Raw genomic sequence first — 21,657 nt, 5'->3', positions numbered from 1 at the left:
CTCACCAGCGGTAGTCGAGGAACTTCCCGTCGAGGGTCACCACCACGCGGTCGCCGTCCGGGTGGGCGCGGCGGGCGATGTCGACCTGGAAGTTGATCGCCGACATGATGCCGTCGCCGAACTCCTCGTGGATGAGCTCCTTGAGCGCCGGCCCGTACACGGCCAGCGCCTCGGTGAACCGGTAGATGGTCGGGTCGGTGAGCACCGCCTCGTCGCGCACCCGGTACGGCTGCAGCCGCAGGGCCTCGGCGACGTCCTCGCCCAGGCCGAGCAGCGTGCAGGCCGCGGACGCCTGCTCCGCGCTCATCGGGTGGTTGCCGAGCAGCGCGGCCGTCGTCCAGACGACCGGTGCGCCGACCTTGTCGGCGATCTCCTGCCAGGTGAGGCCGGAGCGGAGGCGGGCGGTGACGACCTGCTCGGCCGCGGCGGCCTTGGTCATGATCGGGTCCACGGGTGTCCTTCGGTCGGAGGGAGGTCTGGCGTCGACGTGGTGCGGCGGGTCAGCCGACCGGCGCGGCCACGCGGTCCTCGGCGACGGGCTCGGCCGGCGCGGGACGACGGCGCTCGGGCCGGGTGCGGTAGTGCGTGAGGTAGAGCGGGAGGCCGACGAAGGTCAGGCCGCCGACGAGGTTGCCGAGCACGGTCGGGATCTCGTTCCACACGAGGTAGTCCATGACGGTGAAGTCACCGCCGAGCAGCAGGCCGGACGGGAACAGGAACATGTTCACGACGGAGTGCTCGAAGCCCATGTAGAAGAACAGGAACACCGGCATCCACATCACGACGGCCTTGCTGATCGTGTCCTTCGACATGAGGAAGGCGACGACGCCGGTGGAGACCATCCAGTTGCACAGCACGCCGCGGACGAACAGCGTGAGCATGCCGGCCGCGCCGTGGTCGGCGTACCCGACGGTGCGCCCCTCGCCGATGTGCCCGAGGGCCTGCCCGATCTCGTTGGGCGGTGTGGAGAACCCGTAGGTGAAGGTGATCGCCATGAGCACGGCCACCGTGAACGCGCCGGCGAAGTTGCCGCAGAACACGAGGCCCCAGTTGCGCCACATGCCGGCCCAGGTGGCGCCGGGGCGGCGGGCGATGACCGCGAACGGCACCAGCGTGAAGACGCCGGTGAGCAGGTCGAAGCCCATCAGGTACAGCATGATGAAGCCGATCGGGAAGAAGGCCGCACCCAGCAGCGGGTTCCCGGTGTTCGTCGAGATGGTCACCGCCATCGCGGCGGCCAGCGCGAGGATGGCCCCGCCCATGAACGAGCGGATGAGGGTGTCCCGGGTGGACATGAACAGCTTCTTCTCGCCGGTGGCGATCATCTGCGAGACGAAGTCCTGCGGCATCACGTACGACATGGCGGACCCTTCGGCGGGAGTGGAGGCGCTGGTGTGCCGCCGAGTCTCGTCGTCGCAGGTTGTGGCCACGTCGCCACGACGTTGAGGTCGTGTTTCGGTACCGCCCGAAGCCGTGAGCCCGGGGTTTCGCCGACCTCGCAGGCCGGGTCGAAGGGCTGTGAGACCGGCGGCTGCGAGAACGCCCCCTCGCCCTGGTCAGGCGGGGGCGTCCTCGCGGGTGGCCTCGTCCAGGTCGGCCAGCATCGCCTCGGCGTCGGCGACGACGTCGTCGAGCCCGCGGCGGACGCCGTGCAGCAGCCAGCGGGCCAGCGCGAGCTCGCCCACGAGCAGCGCGCGGTCCACGAGGCGCGCGTCGTGCAGCTCGGTGCGGCGCAGCTGGTAGGCCTCCATGATCGAGTCCACCGCGTCCGGCGGGGCGGCGACGAGGAGCCAGGCGAGGTCGTCGGCCGGGTCGGCCACGCGGGCGTCGGACCAGCCGCTGATCGCGGTGACCCGTCCGCCCGTGACGAGCATCTGGTCGGTGGCGAGGTCCCCGTGCACGACGACGGGCTGGAAGCGCCACAGGGCGACGTCCTCCAGGGCGGCCTCCCAACGGCGCAGCAGGGTGGGCGGCACCTTGCCGGTCGCGGCCGCCTCGTCGAGCTCGACCAGGCGGCGCTCGCGGTACTCGGCCGCGGTGTACGACGGCAGGCCGCACGACTCGACCACGGACGCGGGCAGCTCGTGCACCGCGGCGAGGGTGCGGCCGAGGTCGGCGGCGAGGCCGGGCCCGGGGCGCAGGGCCTCGAGGTCGAGGGCCGTGCCGGTCACGTGCCGGTGCACGACGGCGCGCCCACCCTCGGGCAGCAGGGCGAAGCCGGCCACCTGCGGGACGGTGAAGGGCAGCACGCCGGCGTCCACGTACAGGTGCAGCGCGTCGAGGAGCTCGGTCTCGGCCTCGAGGGCGGCCCCGGCCATCGTGGTGCGGGGGGCGCGCACGAGCCAGTCGACGCCGTCGTCGGCGGTGACGACGGCGACGTCGTAGTCGCCCGGGAGCTCCTCGGGGCGGACCGAGCGGGCGTCGAGGCCCGGGACGGCGGCCGTCGCGAGGGCGGCGAGGGCGAGCGGACTGCGTGGCACCCGCCCACCGTAGACGGTGCCGGGTCCCGCCCGGGAGCACCGCCGCGCGCGTGTCCGCCGACGTCCCGCGCGCCGTCCCGCCCGGCGCGCGCCCGTCGTCAGGGCGGGCCACCCGAGGGCCGCCGCCGCGGGTACGGTCGAGGCGTGACGGCCCCCTTCGCGATCCCCGACCTCTCCTACACGCACGCCACCCACGACCGGGCGGCCGAGCGCCGCGCCGACCCGGGGCTGCTCCCGCGCCTGCTGGCCGACCCCACGACGCGCGTCGTGCTGGTGCTGCGCGGCCGCGTCGCCGTCGACGCCGCGGGAGACCTGCTCCTGGTCGGTGCGGCGGAGGCGGACGGCCTCCCGGCCGAGCCCGAGCGGGCCGACCGCCCCGACGCGCACGTGCCCGGGCACCGGTGGCTGTTCCTCGGCGAGGAGGACGGTGCGGGGCTGCTCGCCCTCGTGCTGCCCGACGAGGCCGACGCCGACGCGGTCGGGATCGAGGGCGTCTCCCCGGCCGCGCCCGCGTCGCGGCTGGCGCGCGAGCACGCCTGGGCGGGGCTGCGCGAGGTGGGCGGACGCCGCGGCGACGCGCTCGCCGCGGAGGCCGTGGCCCTCGCCGCGTGGCACGCGTCGCACGAGCGCTGCCCGCGGTGCGGCGAGCCGACCGTCGTCGAGCAGGCGGGCTGGGTGCGGCGGTGCCCGGTGCAGGACGTCGAGGTGTACCCGCGCACCGACCCGGCGGTGATCATGGCGGTGGTCGACGACGAGGACCGGCTGCTGCTGGGGCACGCCGCGCACTGGCCGGAGGGCCGGTACTCCACGCTCGCCGGCTACGTCGAGCCGGGGGAGGGGCTGGAGCAGGCGGTGCGCCGCGAGGTCGCCGAGGAGACGTCGGTCGTGATCGGCGACGCGCCCGGCGACGTCGTCTACCGCGGCAGCCAGCCGTGGCCGTTCCCGGCGTCGCTCATGCTCGGCTTCCGCGCGCGCGCCGTGGCGACGGACGTCGAGGTGGACGGCGCCGAGGTGACAGCGGCGCGCTGGTTCACCCGCGACGAGCTCGCCGCGGGGGTCCGTGCCGGCGAGGTGGGCCTGCCGGGGCGGCCCTCGATCGCCCGTGCCCTCGTGGAGGAGTGGTACGGGGAGGAGCTGCCCGGCTGACCGGTCGGCCGACCGGTCCCGTCAGGCGGTCAGGCGTGCCTTCACGTCGAGCAGCGACGGGTTCGTCGCCGCGGTGCCGTCGGGGAAGACGACCGTCGGGACGGTCTGGTTGCCGCCGTTGACCTGCTCCACGAACGCGGCCGTCCCCGGCTGCTCCTCGATGTCGATCACCGTGTACCCGATGCCCTCGGAGTCGAGCTGGGTGCGCAGCCGCCGGCAGTACCCGCACCACGCGGTCGAGTACATGGTGACGGTGCCCGGGGCGGGGAGCTGCGGCGTGACGACGGTCATCGGGATCCTCCTGTGACGGTGGCTGGGGACGACGGGAGCGGGGTGTCGGCGACGGCTGCGAGAATCGCAGACGATGTCGACCACCACCAACTCCCCGAGCGCCCCGCTTCATCCCGACGCGATCCTCGACGCCCTCGACCCCGAGCAGCGGGACGTGGCGCTGGCCCTCACCGGGCCGGTGTGCGTGCTCGCCGGTGCGGGTACGGGCAAGACGCGGGCGATCACGCACCGCATCGCCTACGGCGTGCGCACCGGCACCTACAAGCCGACGTCGGTGCTCGCGGTGACGTTCACCGCCCGCGCGGCGGGGGAGATGCGCACCCGGCTGCGTGACCTGGGCGTGGTCGGCGTGCAGGCGCGCACGTTCCACGCGGCCGCGCTGCGCCAGCTCGGCTACTTCTGGCCGCGCGTCGTCGGCGGCGCACCGCCGCGGATCCTCGAGCACAAGGCCTCCGCCGTCGCGGAGGCCGCGCGCCGTGTCGGCGTGAGCGTCGACCGGGTCGCCGTGCGCGACCTGTCGTCCGAGGTCGAGTGGGCCAAGGTGTCGCTCGTCACGGCGGAGGACTACGTGAAGGCGGCCCTCGTCGACGACCGGCCCGCGCCCTCGGGCTACGACCACCAGACGGTCGCGCGCCTCATCACCGCGTACGAGGACGTCAAGACCGAGCGCGGCGTCATCGACTTCGAGGACGTCCTGCTCATGCTCGCCGACATGCTCAACTCCCACCGGCAGGTGGCCGACGAGGTCCGCTCGCAGTACCGCCACTTCGTCGTCGACGAGTACCAGGACGTCTCGCCGCTGCAGCAGTTCCTGCTCGACCAATGGCTGGGCGACCGTAAGGAGCTGTGCGTCGTGGGCGACCCGTCGCAGACCATCTACTCCTTCACGGGCGCGACCCCGCACTACCTGCTCGACTTCACGCGGACCTACTCCGACGCCCAGGTGGTGCGGCTGGTCCGCGACTACCGGTCCACGCCGCAGGTCGTGCACCTCGCGAACCAGGTGCTGCGCCGCGGCCGGGTCCCCGGGGCGCTGGAGCTGGTGGCGCAGCGCCCCGCGGGCCCGCCCGCGAGCTTCACGGCGTACGACGACGACGACGCGGAGGCCTCGGGCATCGCCGCCCGGGCGGGTCGGCTGATCGCGTCGGGCGTGCGGCCCAGCGAGATCGCGGTGCTCTACCGCACCAACGCGCAGTCGGCGGCGTTCGAGTCGGCGCTCGCGGACGCCGGGATCAGCTATCTCGTCCGCGGGGGCGAGCGGTTCTTCCAGCGCAAGGAGGTGCGCGACGCGATCGTCCTGCTGCGCGGAGCGGCGCGGTCCGCCGACCCGGACCAGCCCATGCCCGAGCAGGTGCGCGACGTGCTCGTCACCGCCGGGTGGACCGAGCAGCCGCCTGCCGCCCGGGGCGCCGCCCGCGAGCGGTGGGAGGCGATGCAGGCGCTCGTCGGGCTGGCCGACGACGTCGCGGCCGCGGCGCCCGAGGACGCGCCGGCCACGATGGCGACCCTGGTCGGCGAGCTGGAGGAGCGGGCCTCGGCGCAGCACGCGCCCACGGTCGAGGGTGTCACGCTGGCCTCGCTGCACGCGGCGAAGGGTCTCGAGTGGGACGCCGTCTTCCTCGCGGGGGTGAGCGAGGGCCTCATGCCGATCTCGCTGGCGGAGACGGACGAGGCGGTCGCGGAGGAGCGCCGCCTCCTCTACGTGGGGATCACCCGCGCCCGCGAGCACCTGGAGCTGTCCTTCGCGCGGTCCCGCAACCCGGGCGGCCGGGCCACGCGTAAGCGCACCCGCTTCCTCGACGGGCTGTGGCCGGACGACCCCTCGGACCGGCGGGGCCGCGGACGTGCGGTGCGCGGCCAGGCGCGCCAGCAGCTCACCGGGGAGCACGACGTCGCCCTGTTCGACGCGCTGCGCGAGTGGCGGCTGTCGGTGGCCCGCGAGACGGACAAGCCGGCGTTCACGGTGCTGGGCGACTCCACGCTGGCCGCCATCGCGGAGCTCAAGCCGACGTCCGTGGCGCAGCTCGCGCGCGTGAACGGCGTCGGCCCGGCGAAGATCGACCGCTACGGGCAGACGATCCTCGCCATCGTGGCGGAGCAGGCCGGCTGAGCACGTACGGCAAAACCCGTATTTGTGAGCGGACCTGACGAAGACCCTTGTCGGGCCGACCGCCGGGGTGCCAGATTGTCGAGGTCCGTCCCCGACGAGAGGTGTCCTCCATGGTCCCGCCCGGGCGTTCCCGCCCCACCGCCCCAGCCGGTCGCCGCGCCCGCAGGGCGCCGGCCGCGGGCGCCGGCCTCGTCCTCGCCGTCCTGCTGGCGGCCTGCTCCGCCGGTGGCACCGACCCCGGCGACGGCAACGGCCCGCGCAGCGGCGGACACGGTGAGCACGGCGGATCCCCTGGGGCCGCCGGGGCCGGGGGCCACGCCGCGCACGACCTGCCCGCGGGCTTCACCGAGGCCCTCGAGAGGGTCACGACCGACCGCGGCACGGAGATCCTCGAGGACGGGCTGATCACCAAGGCCGAGGTGCAGGACCTGCAGCAGGTCCAGGTGGACTGCCTCGTCGGCGAGGGGTTCGACGCGAGCCGCGGCGACGGCGGGCTGCAGGTCCGGGCGGTCCCGGACGGTCTCGACGACGCGGGTGTGGCAGCCGCGGTGGAGGGCTGCCTGGGCGACCTGGTGGTCATCGGACCGCTGGAGGCGGCGGCGTCGTCGGGGGCCTGAACGGGTGCCCGAAAAAACTCGTCGAAGAAATCTCGAAAAAAGATGTGGCGGCCTGGGCGAGGCCGTCTATGCTCGGAGAGTCCCAGACGGAGTGGCGTCTGCCGAGAGGCGGAGGTCCGAGAGCAGTGAGGAGGTGGGTGCACAAGATGGACACGATGACTCAGATCGTGATGGCGACCGCGTCTGCTGGTGCGCCCGGGTACACGTCTGCCCGTGGCGAGCTCGACGCCGTCCGTCCGTTCCGCGCGCGTCAGCACGGAGCAGGCAACGCCGATCTCCACATCGCACCCGACTCCGCCTCCTGGAGACATCCGGTCTAGAACCGGATCCAGGCCGCGGAGTCCCCCCGGGACCCGCGGCCTTCGTCTTTCCGCTCAGGGAAGAAGACCTCACCAGGTCGTTCGAGCCGGACCTCTGACTCCAGAGGTCCACCCGCAGGTCCTGAACACCGACGTTCACATCAATACCCAGGACCTGACGGAGGAACTCGTGCGCCTCGCACAGCTGTTGGACGAGCGGCTGCTCGACACGATCCCCCAGGGCGGAAACGGCCCTTGGACCCCGCATCAACCCCTCACCCAGAGCCCGGCCGAGGTGGCCGAGCTCGACCGCCAGTTCGCGGCGCTGCTGCCGTGCCGTACCAACGACCCGGAGCTCTGGTTCGCCGAGCACACCACCCAGGTCGAGGAGGCCAAGGCGCTGTGCCGCGGCTGCCCGCTGCAGGCCGGCTGCCTCGCCGGTGCCCTCGAGCGGCAGGAGCCCTGGGGCGTCTGGGGTGGTGAGGTCTTCGTCGACGGCAAGGTCGTGGCCCGCAAGCGCGGTCGCGGCCGGCCCCGGAAGTCGGAGACCGTCGCAGCATGACCGCGCAGTGCGCCCGGGCTGCCCGGCGTGCTGAACAGGCAGGACCCACGACAGGCCTCCGGCGAGACCCCGGAGAGCGCGCCCGCATCACGTGCGGCCGGCTCTTCGCCGTCTCGCCGGGGGCCTGTCCTCATGTCGGCAGCCGGGCCGGCAGCCGGGCCGGCAGCCGGGTCGGCAGCCGGACGCACCCGCACGCCGGGTGCGGCGCGACGTCCCGCACGCGCGGCACCGCCTCGGGCAGCGCGACCTCCAGGCGCCGCCCCACGGTCGCGGGCGTCGCGCCGTCGAGCAGCGCGAGCACCTGCCCGGCCGCCAGCGCGGCGGCCGTCGCCGCGAGCATGGTCTCGTGGGCGACGTCGTCGGCCGGGCGGAGCGCGAGGTCCGCCGCGACGAACGGCCACCCCCGGTCCGCGTCGGCGGCGTGACGGTCGCAGCACCCCACGCACGGCGAACGGCCCGGCAGCACGAACGGTCCGACGACGACGTCGGCCTCCCGCACCACCACGGGGAGGTGGGGGACCCCGGCCCCGAGCAGCCGCTCGTAGCGCTCCGCGCGCGCGGCGTGTGCCTCCACCACCACGACGGCGTCCGGCAGGCGTGGCCCGCCCGTCTCCGCGACCGCCAGTGCGCTGCCGACCCGGAGCCGCGGGTGGGCGGACGCGAGCCGAGCGGCGGCGGACTGCTCCCGCGGACGGCCGACGTCGCCGGGTCCGTGGCCGCCGAGCCCGAGGTCGCCCACCTGGACGGGGTCGCGGTCGTCGAGCACGAGGGCGCCGACGCCGGCACCGGCGAGGAGGCCGGCCAGGGCCGTGCCGGTCCGGCCGAGGCCCCGCACCCCGACGACGCCGGCGTCGCGGCGGGCGAGCGTGGCCGCGCCGGCGCCGTCGGGGCGCAGGGCACCGAGCACGGTGGCGTCCGGCGTCCAGGGCGGCGCGGCGTCGGCGGCCGCGGCCGGCCGGTCCGTGGCGGTGCGGACGAGGAACCCGCCGTCGGCCAGCACGCGCTCGATCTGCTCCTGACGCTCGGGGCTCACGCCCCACTGCCGGGCGCCACGATCCAGGGAGCGGTGCCGCCGTGTCCCGGCGTCGCGCAGCCATCGCGCCTCGTGGTCGTCCAGGCCGGACAGGACGAGGCTCCAGCGGGGGTCCGTGCCGAGCTGGACCTCGCCGTCGCCGTGGTCGAGGACGGGGGTCGCCGGGCGCAGCGTGAGGAGGTGACCCGTCGCGGCGGTCAGGTCGTCGGCGTCTGCCATGCGGCCACCCTGGCACGCGGGTCAGGGACGGTCGGGGCGTCGTCCACAGGTCCCTCGCGCGGATTCCCGGGGCGCCCGGTTCGTGAGTTCTGACACACAAAGTTCACGATTCCCCGGTACCGTCGTGCCGTGGCCCACGACACGATGATGACGTCGGTGGAGGTCCGGCGCAGCCGTCGGCGGACCGCCACGGTCAGCGCGTACCGCGACGGGGAGCGTACCGTCGTGGCCATTCCCGCGCGCTTCTCGCGTGCCCAGGAGCGCGAGTGGGTGGCGAAGATGCTCGCGCGGCTCGAGGACAAGGAGCGGCGTCGGCGCCCGTCCGACGCCCAGCTCGTCGAGCGGGCCAAGGAGCTCTCCGAGCGGTACCTGGACGGTCGTGCCCACCCGACGAGCGTGGCCTGGTCCCCCCACCAGGGCCGGCGCTGGGGGTCGTGCACGCTGGTCGACGGCTCGATCCGGATCTCCACGCGCGTGCAGGGGATGCCCGAGTGGGTGCTCGACTACGTGCTGCTGCACGAGCTGGCGCACCTGCTGCACGCAGGGCACGGCCCTGCGTTCTGGCAGCTCCTCGAGGCCTACCCGCGCACGGATCGGGCGCGCGGGTTCCTCGAGGGCGTCTCGTTCGTCCAGGACGACGGCGGAGCGTCGCCCGGCCCGGCCGACGACAAGCCCGCCGGCTGAGCCGGCCGGTGTCGGCGGCGCGGGCCGAGGCGACGGGTCGGACGGGCCGGGTCAGGACGAGGGCGTGTCCCCGTCGCCGGTGCCGTCGTCCTTCCCCGAGCGGTCCGCCGCGTCCAGGATCTGCGCCAGCGCGGCGTCGACGTCGGACTGTTCCTCCGCCTGCTCCTGGCGTCGCGTGAAGTAGCCGGAGGGGTCGTCGAGGTCCGCGGTGCCGGGCAGCAGGTCGGGGTGCTCCCAGACGGCGTCGCGCGCCTGGGGGCCGCCCTCGGCGAGGACGTGCGCGAAGAGTGCGGTGGCGTCGCGGGAGCGCCGCGGGCGCAGCTCGAGCCCGACCAGCGTGGCGAAGGTGTGCTCCGCGGGCCCGCCGGCCGCACGGCGGCGCCGGATCATCTCGCGCAGCGGGTAGGTGTGCGGCAGGTGGGGGAGCGCCGCGGTGGCCGCGACCTCGGTGACCCAGCCCTCGACGAGCGCCAGCGCGGTCTCGAGGCGCAGCAGGGTGGCCTCCTGCTCGGGGGTGTGCTGCAGCCCGAAGACGCCGCCGGTCAGGGCGCCGCGCAGCGCCTCGGGGTCGCTGGGGTCGATCTCGCGCACCTGCTGCTCGAGCACGTCCAGGTCGATGGTGATGCCGCGTGCGTACTGCTCGACGAGGCCGTGCAGGTGCGCCGTGAGCCAGGGGACGTGCGTGAACAGCCGGGCGTGCGCGGCCTCGCGCAGCGCGAGGAAGTGGCGCACCTCCTCCAGCGGCGCGTCGAGCCCGTCGGCGAACGCGGTGACGTTGGTCGGCAGCAGCACGGTGGCAGGCTCGGACAGCAGCGGGACGCCGACGTCGGTGGCGCCGAACACCTCCCGCGACAGGGTGCCGGCGGCCTGCCCCACCTGCATGCCGAACACGGCCGACCCGAGGCGGCGCATCATCTGCGCGGGATCGAACCCGCCGCCGAGCTCGCCGCCCAGGGCGCCGGCAGGCAGCCCCGCGAGACCCGGCACGCCCAGCGCGTCGGTGTCGCCGAGGTCCCCGGGGAGCTGGTCGCGCAGCACGGTGGCGAGGGCGTCGGCGACGGACGTCGCGACCGGCGCCACCAGGCGGTGCCAGGCGGGCAGCGTGGCCTCCACCCACTCCGACCGGCTCCACGCGTGCGCGCGGCCGCCGGCGGGCGGCAGGTCGGTCACCGCGTCGAGCCACAGCTCCGCGACCCCGAGCGCGTCGGTCGCGGCCTTCGCCTGGCCACCCGTGAGCGACGGGTCGCCCTCGGCGACGGCGACCTGCCGGGCGATGTCGTGGGCGACGTCGGTGTTCACCGGGCCGTCCCCGGACGCGGACAGGAGCCGCTGCACCTGGGCCAGGACGTGCTGCATGGTCGCCGGGTCGGGCGTGCCGGCGCCGGGCATGCCCGCGAGCGCGGCCGGGTCGATGCCCTGCGCGCGCATCTGGGCGAGGACCTCGTCGGTGCGGTCCCCGAAGAAGCCCTCCAGCATCGAGCGCAGCATGCGCTCGCGCTCCTCGGCACCCTCGGGGTCGTCGGGAAGGTTGCTCATGCGCGGGGCTCCTCGGCTGTGCGGTGGAGGGACGTCGGACGACGGCGGCCGCCTTCCGACTGGTTCACCGTAACCACCGACGACGTCCGGCCGGGCCGTGGAGTTCCGGCGGTTCGCTCTGGGCGCAGATCTCCCGGAGACCCTGAGGGGCGGGCCGGTGACCGGGCTCGTGAGCGGGCGCCACGTCCAGGAACGTCGGCGATGATGTGCCGGTGACCTTCGACCGCGACATCCTCGCGCCCGACGACCCGTCGTCGCCCGACGAGGACACGCTCCCCGCCTCGCGCGCGTCGCGACGCAGCGTGACGCTCGGCGTCTCCCTGCTGGTGACGGCGCTCCTCGCCGCCGTCCTCCTGGTGCTCCCGACGCCCTACGCGATCCGTGCGCCGGGGCCGACCGAGGACACGCTCGGGCTGCAGGGCGCGGACGTGCAGGGCGGCGCGGGCGAGACGTCGAGCGGGGGCAAGAGCGCCACCGCGAAGCCGGTCGTGGAGATCGAGGGCGCGAAGACCTACGACGTCACGGGCGAGCTGCGCCTCACCACCGTGTCGGTGTACGGCGGGCCGGGCGGCGACGTCCTGCTGGGGGACGTGCTCTGGGGCTGGGGATCGCGCGAGCGCTCGGTGCAGCCGGTCGAGGCGATCTTCCCGCAGCAGACCACGCGGGAGCAGCAGCAGGAGGTCGGTCAGGCGCAGATGGCGGGGTCGGAGTCGGCCGCGACCGTGGCGGCGCTGACGGAGCTGGGGTACGAGGTGCCCGCGACGCTCACGGTGGCCGGCACGGTGCCCGACTCCGGTGCCGACGGCGTCGTCGAGCCGGGGGACGTGGTGCGCAGCATCGACGGGCAGGAGGTCACGACGCACCAGGACCTGCTCGCCGCTCTCGACGACGTGCCGGCGGGCGACGACGTGACGCTGGGCGTCGAGCGCGACGGCGAGGCGGAGGACCTCACGGTGACGACGTCGGAGGGGGACGGGCGCGCGGCGCTCGGCGTGCTCCTCGACCCGACGTACGACTATCCGGTCGACGTGACCATCCGGCCGGGCGACATCGGCGGGCCGAGCGCCGGCACGATGTTCGCGCTGGCGATCATCACGAAGATGACGCCCGACGACGAGCTGGACGGCGCCCACGTGGCGGGCACGGGCACGATGAGCGTCGACGGTCTCGTCGGGCCGATCGGCGGCATCCAGCAGAAGCTCTTCGGCGCGGTCGACGCCGGTGCGGACTGGTTCCTCGCCCCGGCGGGCAACTGCGACGAGGTCGTCGGGCACGTCCCGGACGGGCTGCAGGTGGTCCGGGTGGCCACCCTCGAGGACGCGCGGACGGCGATCGAGGCGATCGGCGCGGGGGAGGGCGCGGGCCTCCCGACGTGCTCGTGACCGGCCTGTGAAGGGCCGGTCGCCCACCCGCGGGCGAAGCGTGGGAACCTGAGGGATGACAGGGACGTTCCACACCAGAACGTCCGTCCGTCCCGAGCACGAGTGAGGTGCCCGCACCGTGTCCTTCGCTGCCCCACCCCGTCGACGACCAGGCGGCCCGCCCGCCAAGCGTCGCCGCAGCCCTCTGGCGATCACGCTGGTCGTGATCGCCGCGGTCGTCGTCGCGCTGCTGCTCCTCGCGCAGTTCTGGACCGAGATCATGTGGTTCGACGCGCTCGGCTTCGGCAACGTGATCTGGACGGAGTGGATCACCCGCGGCATCCTCTTCGTCGTCGGCTTCCTCGTGATGGCGGCCGCCGTCTTCTCGTCGTTCGCCGTCGCGTACCGGGTGCGCCCCGTCTACGCGCCGTCGACGCCCGAGCAGGCGACCCTGGACCAGTATCGGGAGGCCATCGAGCCCCTGCGTCGCGTCGTCACCATCGCCGGACCGGTCGTCGTCGGGTTCTTCGCCGGTGTCGCGGCGTCCGCGCAGTGGCGCAGCGTGCTCCTGGCGATCAACCCCTCCTCGTTCGGCGAGAAGGACCCCCAGTTCGGGATCGACCTCGGGTTCTACGTCTTCTCGTTGCCCGCGCTGCGGTTCGCGGTGAGCTTCCTCATGGCGGTCGTGATCATCGCCGGCATCGCCGCGCTGGTGACGCACTACCTGTACGGCGGGCTGCGTCTCGGGCCCGTGCCGGCGGGGACCCCGCGCACCACCCGCGCGTCCCGCGTGCACCTCGCCGTGCTGGGCTCCACGCTCATGCTGGTGATCGGTGCGAACTACTGGCTCGACCGGTACTCGCTGCTGACGGCGACGAACGGCGGCAGCACGGCGGCCACCTACAACGGCGCGTCCTACTCGGACGTGCACGCCGTCATCCCGTCGAAGGAGATCCTCACGGGTGTCGCGGTGCTCGTGGCGCTGCTGTTCGTCGTGGCGGCGGTCCGCGGCACGTGGCGCCTGCCGGCCATCGGCGTCGGCCTCATGGTCGTGTCGGCGATCGCGATCGGCGGCATCTACCCGGCCGTCGTGCAGCGCTTCCAGGTGAACCCCAACGCCCAGGAGCTCGAGGCCGACTACATCCAGCGCAACATCGACGCCACGCACGCGGCGTACGGGCTGGACGACATCGAGACCCAGCCCTACGACGCCACCACGGAGGCGGAGCAGGGCGCGCTGCGAGAGGACGCGGACACCACCGCGTCGGTGCGCCTGCTCGATCCGCAGATCGTCAGCCCGTCGTTCCGCCAGCTGCAGCAGAACAAGCAGTACTACAACTTCGCCGACAACCTGTCGGTGGACCGGTACGACATCGACGGCGAGTCCCGCGACACCGTGATCGCGGTGCGCGAGCTCAACCTCGACGGCCTGGGCGACGGCCAGCGCAACTGGGTGAACGACCACACGGTGTTCACCCACGGGTACGGCGTCGTCGCCGCGTACGGCAACCAGCCCGGACCGGACGGCCAGCCGGCCTTCTACGAGGGCGGCATCCCGACGCAGGGCGCGCTCACCGACAAGGGGTACGAGCCCCGCATCTACTTCAGCCCGTCCACGTCGGAGTACTCCATCGTGGGCGCGCCGGAGGACGCGACGCCGTGGGAGCTCGACTACCAGGCCGACGACGAGGAGGGCGGCCAGCAGGTCAACACCACCTTCCCCACCGAGGACGTGACCGCGGGCCCGTCGGTCGGCTCGTTCGGCAGCAAGCTCCTGTACGCGCTGAAGTTCGGCTCCCAGGAGATGCTCTTCTCCGAGCGGGTGAACGACGAGTCGCAGATCCTCTACGACCGCGACCCGATGACCCGCGTGCAGAAGGTCGCCCCGTGGCTGACCCTCGACCAGGGCATGTACCCGGCCGTCGTCGACGGGCGCGTCAAGTGGATCGTCGACGGGTACACCACGTCCGACGCGTACCCGTACTCGACCAGCCGTCCGATGCAGGAGGCGACGGCGGACTCCCTGACGCTCGCCGCCCAGGGCGTGCCGGTGGAGATGCCGCCGGAGGTCAACTACATCCGCAACTCGGTGAAGGCGACCGTCGACGCCTACGACGGCTCGGTGGACCTGTACGCCTGGGACACCGAGGACCCCGTCCTGAAGGCCTGGTCCGACGTGTTCCCGACGTCCGTCAAGCCGATGTCGGAGATCTCCGGCGACCTGATGAGCCACATCCGCTACCCCGAGGACATGTTCAAGGTCCAGCGCACGCTGCTGACGCAGTACCACGTCGAGGACGCGGGGCAGTTCTTCTCCGGCCAGGACTTCTGGGCGAACCCGGCGGACCCGGTGGCCAGCGGCGGCGCGAACGGCGCGAACGCCGCGAAGCAGCCCCCGTACTACATGTCGCTGCAGATGCCGGGGCAGCAGAGCTCGGCGTTCTCGTTGACCAGCACGTTCATCCCGGGCGGTAACACCGACCGCGAGATCCTCACGGGGTACCTGGCCGCCGACGGCAACGCCGGGTCGACCGCGGGCGAGGTGGCGGAAGGCTACGGGAAGCTACGGATGCTGGAGCTGCCCCGTGACTCGACGGTGCCCGGCCCGGGTCAGGTGCAGAACAACTTCGACTCGAACCCGACGATCTCCGAGCAGCTGAACATCCTGGAGCGCGGCTCCTCGAACGTCGTGCGGGGCAACCAGCTGACGCTGCCCGTCGGTGGTGGCCTGCTCTACGTGCAGCCGGTGTACATCCAGTCCGCCGGGGGCACGGCGTACCCGCTGCTGCGCCGCGTGCTCGTCGCGTTCGGCGACCAGACCGGGTACGCGGAGACGCTCGACGAGGCCCTGGACCAGGTGTTCGGCGGCGACTCAGGCGCGACGGCCGGCGACGCCGACGGCGAGGTCGAGTCCGAGGTGCCCACCGCGCCGGTCGACGGCGGGGACGGGGCCACGGAGCCGTCCACGGAGCCGAGCACGGAGCCGAGCACGGAACCGAGCACGGAACCGAGCACGGAACCGAGCGGTGGCACCACGCCGTCGGGCGACGCGCAGTCGCGACTGAACGCCGCCCTCCAGGAGGCGAACGACGCGATGACCGCCAGCGACGAGGCGCTGAAGGCCGGCGACTTCACCGCGTACGGCGAGGCGCAGGACCGCCTGCAGCAGGCGATCGAGGACGCCGTCGCGGCGGAGAAGGAGATCGAGTCCGCCGGCTGACCGGCGGGTGGTGCGAGGCGCGGGGTCGTCGGTCCGTCGGGACCGGCGGCCCCGCCGTCGTCGGACGGGCGTCGTCGCAGGCCGGAGGCGGTCGCGGGTGTGACCTCGGTCCCATTCGCCCGATGCGATTTGATTCGTGCCCGGTGACGCCGTAATGTTCAGGGAGTCGACGCGGGGTGGAGCAGCTCGGTAGCTCGCTGGGCTCATAACCCAGAGGTCGCAGGTTCAAATCCTGCCCCCGCTACCACGGGATGTCGTCGACATCCACGAAGGCCCCGACCGGGTTCCGGTCGGGGCCTTCGTCATGTCCGGGCCACGCCCCCGGCACCACGCCCCCCGGTTCGTCGCCCTCGGGATGCGACCGAGCGAGGTCGTGGCCACGGTGGAGTCGCCGCGTGGAGACGACGCGCGGCGCCATGACCCGACGGACGGGCGTGATCGGGAGGAGCCGCAGGATGCCGCGACGAGACGCAGGGCCGAGCGTCAAGGACAAGGAGCTCTACGAGGAGCTGCGCGACGAGGGCAACAGCAAGGAGAAGTCGGCGCGGATCGCGAACGCCGCCGCGGCGCGCGGCCGGAAGAAGGTCGGTGCCAAGGGCGGGAAGTCCGGATCCTACGACGACTGGACGGTCACCGACCTGCGCAAGCGGGCGGCGGAGATCGGCATCGAGGGACGGTCGTCGATGCGCAAGGCCGAGCTCGTCGAGGCGCTGCGCTCGCACTGACCGCGCCGTGCCAGGGGCCCGTGCCGGGCGCATGATGGAAGGAGCCACCGCCGGGACGGCGGGCACCCGACGACGACGCGAGGAGGCGGCGATGAGAGCGACGGTGGGCGACCGGATCGTGGTGGCGTCCGGGGTGGTCGGCGGGGCGGTGCGCGACGGCGTCGTCGTCGGCTGCCCGCACGAGGACGGCTCGCCGCCCTATCAGGTGCGCTGGTCGGACACGGGCGAGGAGACGCTGGTCTTCCCCGGCGCCGACACCCTGGTGCAGCACGACGGCGGCGGGACGGAGCCGGCGCCGCCGCGGCGGTCGCCCGCGCGGGCGCTCACCTGGGACGTGCGGGTCTCGCTCGTGGAGTCGGCCGGGAGCACGACGGCGGAGGCGATGCTGACGCCCGGCCCGGACGTCGGCTCGTTGCGCGGCGTCGGGCACGCGCGCAAGGACCCGGGCGACCTGCAGGTCCCGGTCATCGGGGACGAGGTCGCCGCGGCGCGGGCCCTGCGACGGCTCGCGGACGCGTTGCTCGAGCAGGCGGAGCAGGACATCTCCGCGCAGACGGGGCACCAGGCGCACGTGCACCCGTGACCGCCCGGCCCGGGTCGGTCAGGCGAGCTGCGCGCGACGGCGGCGCAGGTGGTCGCGCTCGGCGCCGTGCCCGCACAGGGCCAGCGCCGCGTCGTAGGCCCGGCGGGCGCCGTCCGCGTCCCCCGCGCGGCGCAGGAGCTCCGCCCGCAGGGCGGGCAGCCGGTGCCCGGGCAGCGCCACCCCCGTGAGGGCGTCGAGGCCGGCGTGCGGCCCGGAGACCTCCGCCACGGCGACCGCGCGGTTGAGTCGCACGACCGGGGTGTCGGTCAGCGTCAGGAGCTCGTCGTAGCGGGCGAGGATGCGGTCCCAGGCGGTCGCGTCCGGGGTGCGGGCGATCGCGTGCTCGGCGGCCACGAGGGCCTGGAGCAGGTACGGCGTCGGGGGAGCGGTGGCGAGGGGCGTGAGCAGGTCGAGAGCCTCGGCGATCTCGCCCTGGTGCCACCGGGAGCGGTCCTGGTCCGGCAGCAGCACCAGGGCTCCGTCGCGCACCCGGGCGTCGCGGCGCGAGTGCTGGAGCAGCACGAGCGCGAGGAGGGCGTCGAGCTCGCGTGCCGCCACGCCGTCGTCTCCGGCGCCGTCGTCCTGCGCGCCGCGGCCGCCCGCGGCGCCGCCCGGCGCGGGGAGGACGTCGCGCAGCACGCGGACGAGCCGCACCGCCTCGCCGGCGAGCTCGCCCCGCACGACGTCGTCCCCGCTGGTGGGCGCGTAGCCCGCGGTGAACGCGAGGTACGCGACGTCGGCCGCGACGCCGAGGCGGTCGGTGAGCTCCCGGGCGGACGGCAGCGCGAACCGCTCGCCCGCGAGCCTCTTGCGCGCCCGGGTCAGGCGTGCCGCCATCGTCGGCGTCGACTGGAGGAACAGGCGGGCGACGTCGGCGGTGGGCACGCCCAGCACCAGGCGCAGCGAGAGCGCCGCGGCCGCCTCGCGCGACAGCCGCGGGTGGGCGCACAGGAGCACCAGGCGCAGCCGCTCGTCGGTCAGGGGCTCGCCCGCGTCCGCCATCACCCGCTGCGCGCGGGTGGCCAGGTCGGCCTCCACCTCCAGCAGCGGCATCGATCGCGCCAGCACCCGTTCGGACCGGAGCCGGTCGAGCACCCGGCGCCGGGCGGCGGTGAGGAGCCAGGCGGGGCCGTTCGCCGGCACGCCGTCGCGCGGCCAGGTACGGGCCGCCGCCTCGAACGCGTCCGCGAGCCCGTCCTCCGCCAGGTCGAGGCGACGGAACCGCGCGACGAGCAGGGCCAGGAGCCGGCCCCACTCGTCGCGCATCAGGTCCTCGAGGGCTGCCACGGGCGTCCTTCCGGGTCCGGTCTACCCGGCCACGGCCGGCCGCAGCTCGACCGTGAGCTCGTCCGGGAGCAGCCGCGCGAGCTCGACGGCGGTGTCCAGGTCGGGCACGTCGACGACGTAGAAGCCGCCGAGCTGCTCGGCCGCCTCGGCGAAGGGGCCGTCGGTGACGGCGCGGTCGCCGCCCGTGCCCGGCCCGAGCGTGCGGGCGGCGGCGGGGTGGCCGAGGCCCTCGCCCGCGACGACCGCGCCCCGCTCGGCGACCGCGGAGTCGAACGCCTCCAACCGGGCGTAGAAGCGCTCGCGGTGCGCGTCGTCGGCGGCGCCCCAGATCTCGTAGTGGTCCGGTTGCGTGAGCAGGACGACGACCTTCATGCGCTGCCCTCCTCGTGGTCCACGGCGGCGCGCACCTCGACGACGCCGTCGGCGTCGCCGGACGACCCGGCGAGCGTCGCGCTGATATGGAGCAGGTCGTCGAGGTCGTCCGACTCGACCAGGTAGAACCCGGACAGCTGCTCCGCCGTCTCGGCGAACGGCCCGTCGGTGACGACGACCCGCCCCGCGGCGTCGCGGCGCACCTGCTTGGTGGTGCGGGAGTGCGTGAGCTCGGCACCCCCGGTGACGCGGTGCCCGCGCTCGGCCAGCAGCCGGGCGAACTCCTCGTGCCTCGCGTACACGGCGGCGCGCTCCTCGGCACTCGCGCGTTCCCAGACGTCCTCGACGCCGGGCAGCAGTACGACGTACGTGGTCATGGTTTCATCGTCCTTCCTCGTGGCTGGTCGTACACCTGCTCGTACACCTGGATGACGCGCGAGGACCGTGCAGTTCGACAACCCGGGGAAGATCGACAACCGCGACGAGGTTGCCCTGTGACGACCGCCATGCCCCCGCGACCCGCGGTCGGCATAGGCTCGTCGGCGGCGTGACCCCCTCCGTCTTCGTCGGTCCCCCTCGTCGGAAAGGCTCCACCCGTGCGCACCTCCCGTCCTGTCCTCGCGGTCGCCCTCGCGTCGGCCGCCACGCTCGCGTTCGCCGGCTGCTCGTCGTCGGACGACGGCGACGGTGCGCCCGCGGCGTCCGGCAGCGCGACCGACTGCACGCCCGAGGGGATGCAGACCCTCACCGACGGCACCCTGACCGTGGGCGCCAGCGACCCGTTCGAGCCCTGGTACGTGGGCGAGCCGAGCACCGGGGAGGGCTTCGAGTCCGCGCTCGTGTACGCCGTCGCGGACGAGCTCGGGTTCGCGAAGGAGGACGTCGAGTGGACGTCCGTGACCTTCGAGCAGATCATCAGCCCGGCCGTGAAGCCGTTCGACGTCGCCGCCTACCAGACGACGATCACCGACGAGCGCAAGAACGCCGTGGACTTCTCCAGCCCGTACCTCACCAGCCGGCAGGGCGTCATCGTGGCCGACGAGGGCGAGTTCTCCGAGGCGGCCAGCCTGGCGGACCTCAAGGGCGCGAAGATCGGCGTCACCGCCTCGCAGACGTCGCTCGCCGTCGCCGACGCCGCGTGGGGCGACGACGTCGAGGTGACACCGTTCAACGCCGCCGGCGACGGCATGACCGCCCTGAGCTCGGGCACCATCGACGCCATGGTGATGGACGTCGACCAGGGCGTCGCCGCCTCGACCGTCTACTTCCCCGACACGCACGTGATCGGCACGCTGCCGCCTGTGGGCGAGCCGGAGCAGCTCGGGCTCGTGCTCGACAAGGGATCGTCGCTCACGGCGTGCGTCTCGGCCGCCGTCGACACGATCGAGGAGAACGGCACGCTCGACGAGCTGCGCACCACCTGGCTCAAGTCGGACGACGTCCCCGAGCTGTCCTGACGCCCGTGACCGGACCCGCGACGACGCCGACCGGCGGCTGGCAGCCGTCGGAGCGGGCACGCGCCCGCACGGCGTACCGGCGGGCGCAGCACCGCCGCGCGCTGCTGGTGGCCGGGGTCGCCACGGCCCTCGTGCTGGCCGCCGTCGTGTACGTGGTGACGACGGCGCCCGGCTGGGAGCGGGCGCGCGAGGCGTTCTTCTCCCCGGAGCGCGCCTGGGAGGTGCTGCCCGAGGTCGCGGCGGGGCTGTGGCTCAACCTGCGGGTGTGGGTCGTGGCGAGCGTGGTCGCGCTCGTCGTCGGGCTGCTGCTGGCCGTCGTGCGGACCTCGCGGGTGCCGGCGCTGTTCCCGCTGCGGATCTTCGCCGTCGCGTACGTGGACGTGTTCCGCGGCGTGCCGCTGCTGCTCGTGCTGCTGCTGGTGGGTTTCGGCCTGCCCGCCCTGCGCCTGCCGTGGCTGCCGGTGAGCGCCGCCTTCCTCGGCGGCCTTGCGATCGTCGTCTGCTACACGGCGTACCTCGCGGAGATCTTCCGCGCGGGCATCGAGGCGGTGCACCCGTCGCAGGTGGCGGCCGCCCGGTCGCTGGGCCTGACCCGCGGGCAGGCGGCGCGGCGCGTCGTGCTGCCGCAGGCGGTCCGCAACGTCACCGCGCCCGTGGCCAGCATGCTCGTGTCGCTGCAGAAGGACTCCGGCCTCATCTCGATCCTCGGCGCCGTCGACGCGATCCGCGCCGCGCAGATCGCGACCACCGGCGACTACAACTTCACGCCGTACGTGGTGGCGGGCCTGCTGTTCCTGGCGATCTCGATCCCGCTCACCCGGCTGGTCGACGCATGGTCCGCCCGCCAGGGCTGGCGCGGCGAGCTGCGCGGCGTCGCCGGTGCGGGGGTGGTGCGATGAGCGACATCGTCCCCGGGGCGCCGCTCCTGTCGCTGCGCGGCGTCCGCAAGTCCTTCGGCACCGGTGCCGACCGCAAGGTCGTGCTCGACGGCGTCGACCTCGACGTCGCCGCGGGGTCGTGCGTCGTCGTGGTCGGGTCGTCCGGGTCCGGCAAGTCCACGCTGCTGCGCGTCGTCGACCTGCTGGAGGAGGTCGACGACGGCCAGGTGCTGCTGGACGGCGAGGACGTCGCCGACCCGTGGGTGGACGCCGACGCCGTGCGCGCCCGCCTTGCGATGGTCTTCCAGCAGTACAACCTCTTCCCGCACCTGCGCGTGCTCGACAACGTGACCCTGGCGCCGCGCGTCGTGCACAAGGTGCCGCGGGCCGAGGCCGAGCAGGCGGCGCTGGCGATGCTCGAGCGCGTCGGCCTCGCCGACAAGGCGCGCGCGTACCCCGACCAGCTGTCGGGCGGTCAGCAGCAGCGCGCCGCCATCGCCCGCGCGCTGGTGAACGGGCCCGAACTGCTCCTGCTCGACGAGGTGACCTCCGCCCTCGACCCCGAGCTGGTCGGCGAGGTGCTCGACCTCCTGCTCTCCCTGCGCAGCGAGGGCGTGGCCGGGCGGCCGACGACGATGCTCGTCGCCACGCACGAGATGGGCTTCGCCCGCGAGGTCGCCGACGAGGTCGTCTTCCTGCACGCCGGGCGCGTGCACGAGCGCGGCACGCCCGAGCAGGTGCTCCGGGACCCGCGGGAGGAGCGCACGCGCGAGTTCCTGCGGCGCCTGGGCTGACCG

General features: G+C 74.1%; 21 protein-coding genes and 1 tRNA gene. 13 read left to right on the top strand and 9 right to left on the bottom strand.

The features are described 5' to 3' along the window. Window position 1: 1 nt before the first annotated feature. The 3 genes from cynS to ACFQ8Y_RS21015 all read right to left on the bottom strand — a co-directional run bounded on the left by cynS (window position 2) and on the right by ACFQ8Y_RS21015 (window position 2,480). Window positions 2–451 carry a cyanase gene (cynS, locus tag ACFQ8Y_RS21025; RefSeq protein ID WP_430549551.1) on the bottom strand — a complete coding sequence of 150 codons (450 nt, stop codon included), beginning with the start codon at window positions 449–451 and terminating at the stop codon, window positions 2–4. Between the two features lie 49 nt (window positions 452–500). Next, window positions 501–1,361 carry a formate/nitrite transporter family protein gene (locus ACFQ8Y_RS21020; RefSeq protein ID WP_430549552.1) on the bottom strand — a complete coding sequence of 287 codons (861 nt, stop codon included), beginning with the start codon at window positions 1,359–1,361 and terminating at the stop codon, window positions 501–503. A 195-nt stretch (window positions 1,362–1,556) separates the two neighbouring features. Beyond that, the gene (locus tag ACFQ8Y_RS21015) at window positions 1,557–2,480 is read right to left on the bottom strand and encodes a macrolide 2'-phosphotransferase (protein WP_430549553.1); all 924 of its coding nucleotides are present in this window, start codon (window positions 2,478–2,480) and stop codon (window positions 1,557–1,559) included. Window positions 2,481–2,624: 144 nt separating this feature from the next. Between ACFQ8Y_RS21015 and nudC the strand changes: the two genes are divergently transcribed. After that, window positions 2,625–3,626: an NAD(+) diphosphatase gene (gene nudC / locus ACFQ8Y_RS21010; protein ID WP_430563880.1), complete on the top strand. Its 1,002-nt coding sequence runs from the start codon at window positions 2,625–2,627 to the stop codon at window positions 3,624–3,626. Window positions 3,627–3,647: 21 nt separating this feature from the next. Here nudC and ACFQ8Y_RS21005 read toward each other — a convergent pair whose 3' ends face one another. Then, complete coding sequence (locus ACFQ8Y_RS21005) at window positions 3,648–3,917, bottom strand: mycoredoxin (RefSeq protein WP_430549555.1); 270 nt, start codon at window positions 3,915–3,917, stop codon at window positions 3,648–3,650. A gap of 73 nt (window positions 3,918–3,990) precedes the next feature. Between ACFQ8Y_RS21005 and ACFQ8Y_RS21000 the strand changes: the two genes are divergently transcribed. The 3 genes from ACFQ8Y_RS21000 to ACFQ8Y_RS20990 all read left to right on the top strand — a co-directional run bounded on the left by ACFQ8Y_RS21000 (window position 3,991) and on the right by ACFQ8Y_RS20990 (window position 7,505). Further along, complete coding sequence (locus ACFQ8Y_RS21000) at window positions 3,991–6,027, top strand: ATP-dependent DNA helicase UvrD2 (RefSeq protein WP_430586647.1); 2,037 nt, start codon at window positions 3,991–3,993, stop codon at window positions 6,025–6,027. A gap of 110 nt (window positions 6,028–6,137) precedes the next feature. Then, complete coding sequence (locus ACFQ8Y_RS20995) at window positions 6,138–6,644, top strand: hypothetical protein (protein ID WP_430586646.1); 507 nt, start codon at window positions 6,138–6,140, stop codon at window positions 6,642–6,644. A 489-nt stretch (window positions 6,645–7,133) separates the two neighbouring features. Next, window positions 7,134–7,505 (top strand): WhiB family transcriptional regulator, encoded by a 372-nt coding sequence (locus ACFQ8Y_RS20990; RefSeq protein WP_429762635.1) that lies wholly within the window; start codon window positions 7,134–7,136, stop codon window positions 7,503–7,505. A gap of 130 nt (window positions 7,506–7,635) precedes the next feature. Here the strand turns inward: ACFQ8Y_RS20990 and ACFQ8Y_RS20985 are convergent, their stop codons facing one another. After that, entirely contained in the window at window positions 7,636–8,757 is a 1,122-nt protein-coding gene (locus tag ACFQ8Y_RS20985; protein ID WP_430586645.1) for a ThiF family adenylyltransferase, read from the bottom strand. A 144-nt stretch (window positions 8,758–8,901) separates the two neighbouring features. On the opposite strand from ACFQ8Y_RS20985, the gene ACFQ8Y_RS20980 reads away from it, so the two are divergent. Beyond that, window positions 8,902–9,441 carry a SprT-like domain-containing protein gene (locus tag ACFQ8Y_RS20980; RefSeq protein WP_430549937.1) on the top strand — a complete coding sequence of 180 codons (540 nt, stop codon included), beginning with the start codon at window positions 8,902–8,904 and terminating at the stop codon, window positions 9,439–9,441. Window positions 9,442–9,492: 51 nt separating this feature from the next. Here the strand turns inward: ACFQ8Y_RS20980 and ACFQ8Y_RS20975 are convergent, their stop codons facing one another. Next, on the bottom strand, window positions 9,493–10,977 hold the full coding sequence (locus tag ACFQ8Y_RS20975; RefSeq protein ID WP_430586644.1) for a zinc-dependent metalloprotease: 1,485 nt from the start codon (window positions 10,975–10,977) through the stop codon (window positions 9,493–9,495). A gap of 212 nt (window positions 10,978–11,189) precedes the next feature. Between ACFQ8Y_RS20975 and ACFQ8Y_RS20970 the strand changes: the two genes are divergently transcribed. From ACFQ8Y_RS20970 to ACFQ8Y_RS20950, 5 genes are all read left to right on the top strand, one after another. After that, window positions 11,190–12,359 (top strand): PDZ domain-containing protein, encoded by a 1,170-nt coding sequence (locus ACFQ8Y_RS20970; RefSeq protein ID WP_430563884.1) that lies wholly within the window; start codon window positions 11,190–11,192, stop codon window positions 12,357–12,359. Between the two features lie 118 nt (window positions 12,360–12,477). Then, window positions 12,478–15,558, top strand: a complete 3,081-nt coding sequence (locus ACFQ8Y_RS20965; RefSeq protein WP_430586643.1) for a UPF0182 family protein — start codon at window positions 12,478–12,480, stop codon at window positions 15,556–15,558. A gap of 170 nt (window positions 15,559–15,728) precedes the next feature. Continuing rightward, window positions 15,729–15,805 (top strand) — tRNA-Met (locus ACFQ8Y_RS20960). A gap of 208 nt (window positions 15,806–16,013) precedes the next feature. After that, window positions 16,014–16,283, top strand: a complete 270-nt coding sequence (locus tag ACFQ8Y_RS20955) for a Rho termination factor N-terminal domain-containing protein (RefSeq protein ID WP_430549562.1) — start codon at window positions 16,014–16,016, stop codon at window positions 16,281–16,283. Between the two features lie 91 nt (window positions 16,284–16,374). Continuing rightward, the gene (locus tag ACFQ8Y_RS20950) at window positions 16,375–16,866 is read left to right on the top strand and encodes a dsRBD fold-containing protein (RefSeq protein WP_430549563.1); all 492 of its coding nucleotides are present in this window, start codon (window positions 16,375–16,377) and stop codon (window positions 16,864–16,866) included. Between the two features lie 18 nt (window positions 16,867–16,884). On the opposite strand, the gene ACFQ8Y_RS20945 is transcribed toward ACFQ8Y_RS20950, so the two are convergent. Genes ACFQ8Y_RS20945 through ACFQ8Y_RS20935 form a run of 3 tightly spaced genes read right to left on the bottom strand, consistent with a single transcriptional unit; the run spans window position 16,885 to window position 18,902 of the window. Continuing rightward, entirely contained in the window at window positions 16,885–18,153 is a 1,269-nt protein-coding gene (locus tag ACFQ8Y_RS20945; protein ID WP_430586642.1) for an RNA polymerase sigma factor, read from the bottom strand. A gap of 21 nt (window positions 18,154–18,174) precedes the next feature. Next, window positions 18,175–18,525 (bottom strand): YciI family protein, encoded by a 351-nt coding sequence (locus ACFQ8Y_RS20940; protein WP_430586641.1) that lies wholly within the window; start codon window positions 18,523–18,525, stop codon window positions 18,175–18,177. Beyond that, window positions 18,522–18,902 carry a YciI family protein gene (locus ACFQ8Y_RS20935; protein WP_430586640.1) on the bottom strand — a complete coding sequence of 127 codons (381 nt, stop codon included), beginning with the start codon at window positions 18,900–18,902 and terminating at the stop codon, window positions 18,522–18,524. The genes ACFQ8Y_RS20940 and ACFQ8Y_RS20935 overlap by 4 nt, the downstream gene beginning before the upstream one ends. Before the next feature lie 219 nt (window positions 18,903–19,121). Between ACFQ8Y_RS20935 and ACFQ8Y_RS20930 the strand changes: the two genes are divergently transcribed. From ACFQ8Y_RS20930 to ACFQ8Y_RS20920, 3 genes are read left to right on the top strand one after another with little or no spacing between them, the layout of a single operon-like run. Continuing rightward, window positions 19,122–19,982, top strand: a complete 861-nt coding sequence (locus ACFQ8Y_RS20930) for an ABC transporter substrate-binding protein (protein WP_430586639.1) — start codon at window positions 19,122–19,124, stop codon at window positions 19,980–19,982. A gap of 5 nt (window positions 19,983–19,987) precedes the next feature. Then, a complete protein-coding gene (locus ACFQ8Y_RS20925; protein WP_430586638.1) occupies window positions 19,988–20,881 on the top strand; it encodes an ABC transporter permease subunit in 894 nt (297 codons plus the stop codon). Continuing rightward, window positions 20,878–21,654 (top strand): amino acid ABC transporter ATP-binding protein, encoded by a 777-nt coding sequence (locus tag ACFQ8Y_RS20920; protein WP_430586637.1) that lies wholly within the window; start codon window positions 20,878–20,880, stop codon window positions 21,652–21,654. Before ACFQ8Y_RS20925 ends, ACFQ8Y_RS20920 begins: the two co-directional genes overlap by 4 nt. Window positions 21,655–21,657: the final 3 nt, after the last annotated feature.

This window comes from Isoptericola sp. NPDC056605 (assembly GCF_042792795.1).
GTDB lineage: Bacteria > Actinomycetota > Actinomycetes > Actinomycetales > Cellulomonadaceae > Isoptericola.
The sequence above is the reverse complement of the archived record's forward strand: the minus strand, read 5'-3'. Positions and strand labels throughout refer to the sequence as shown.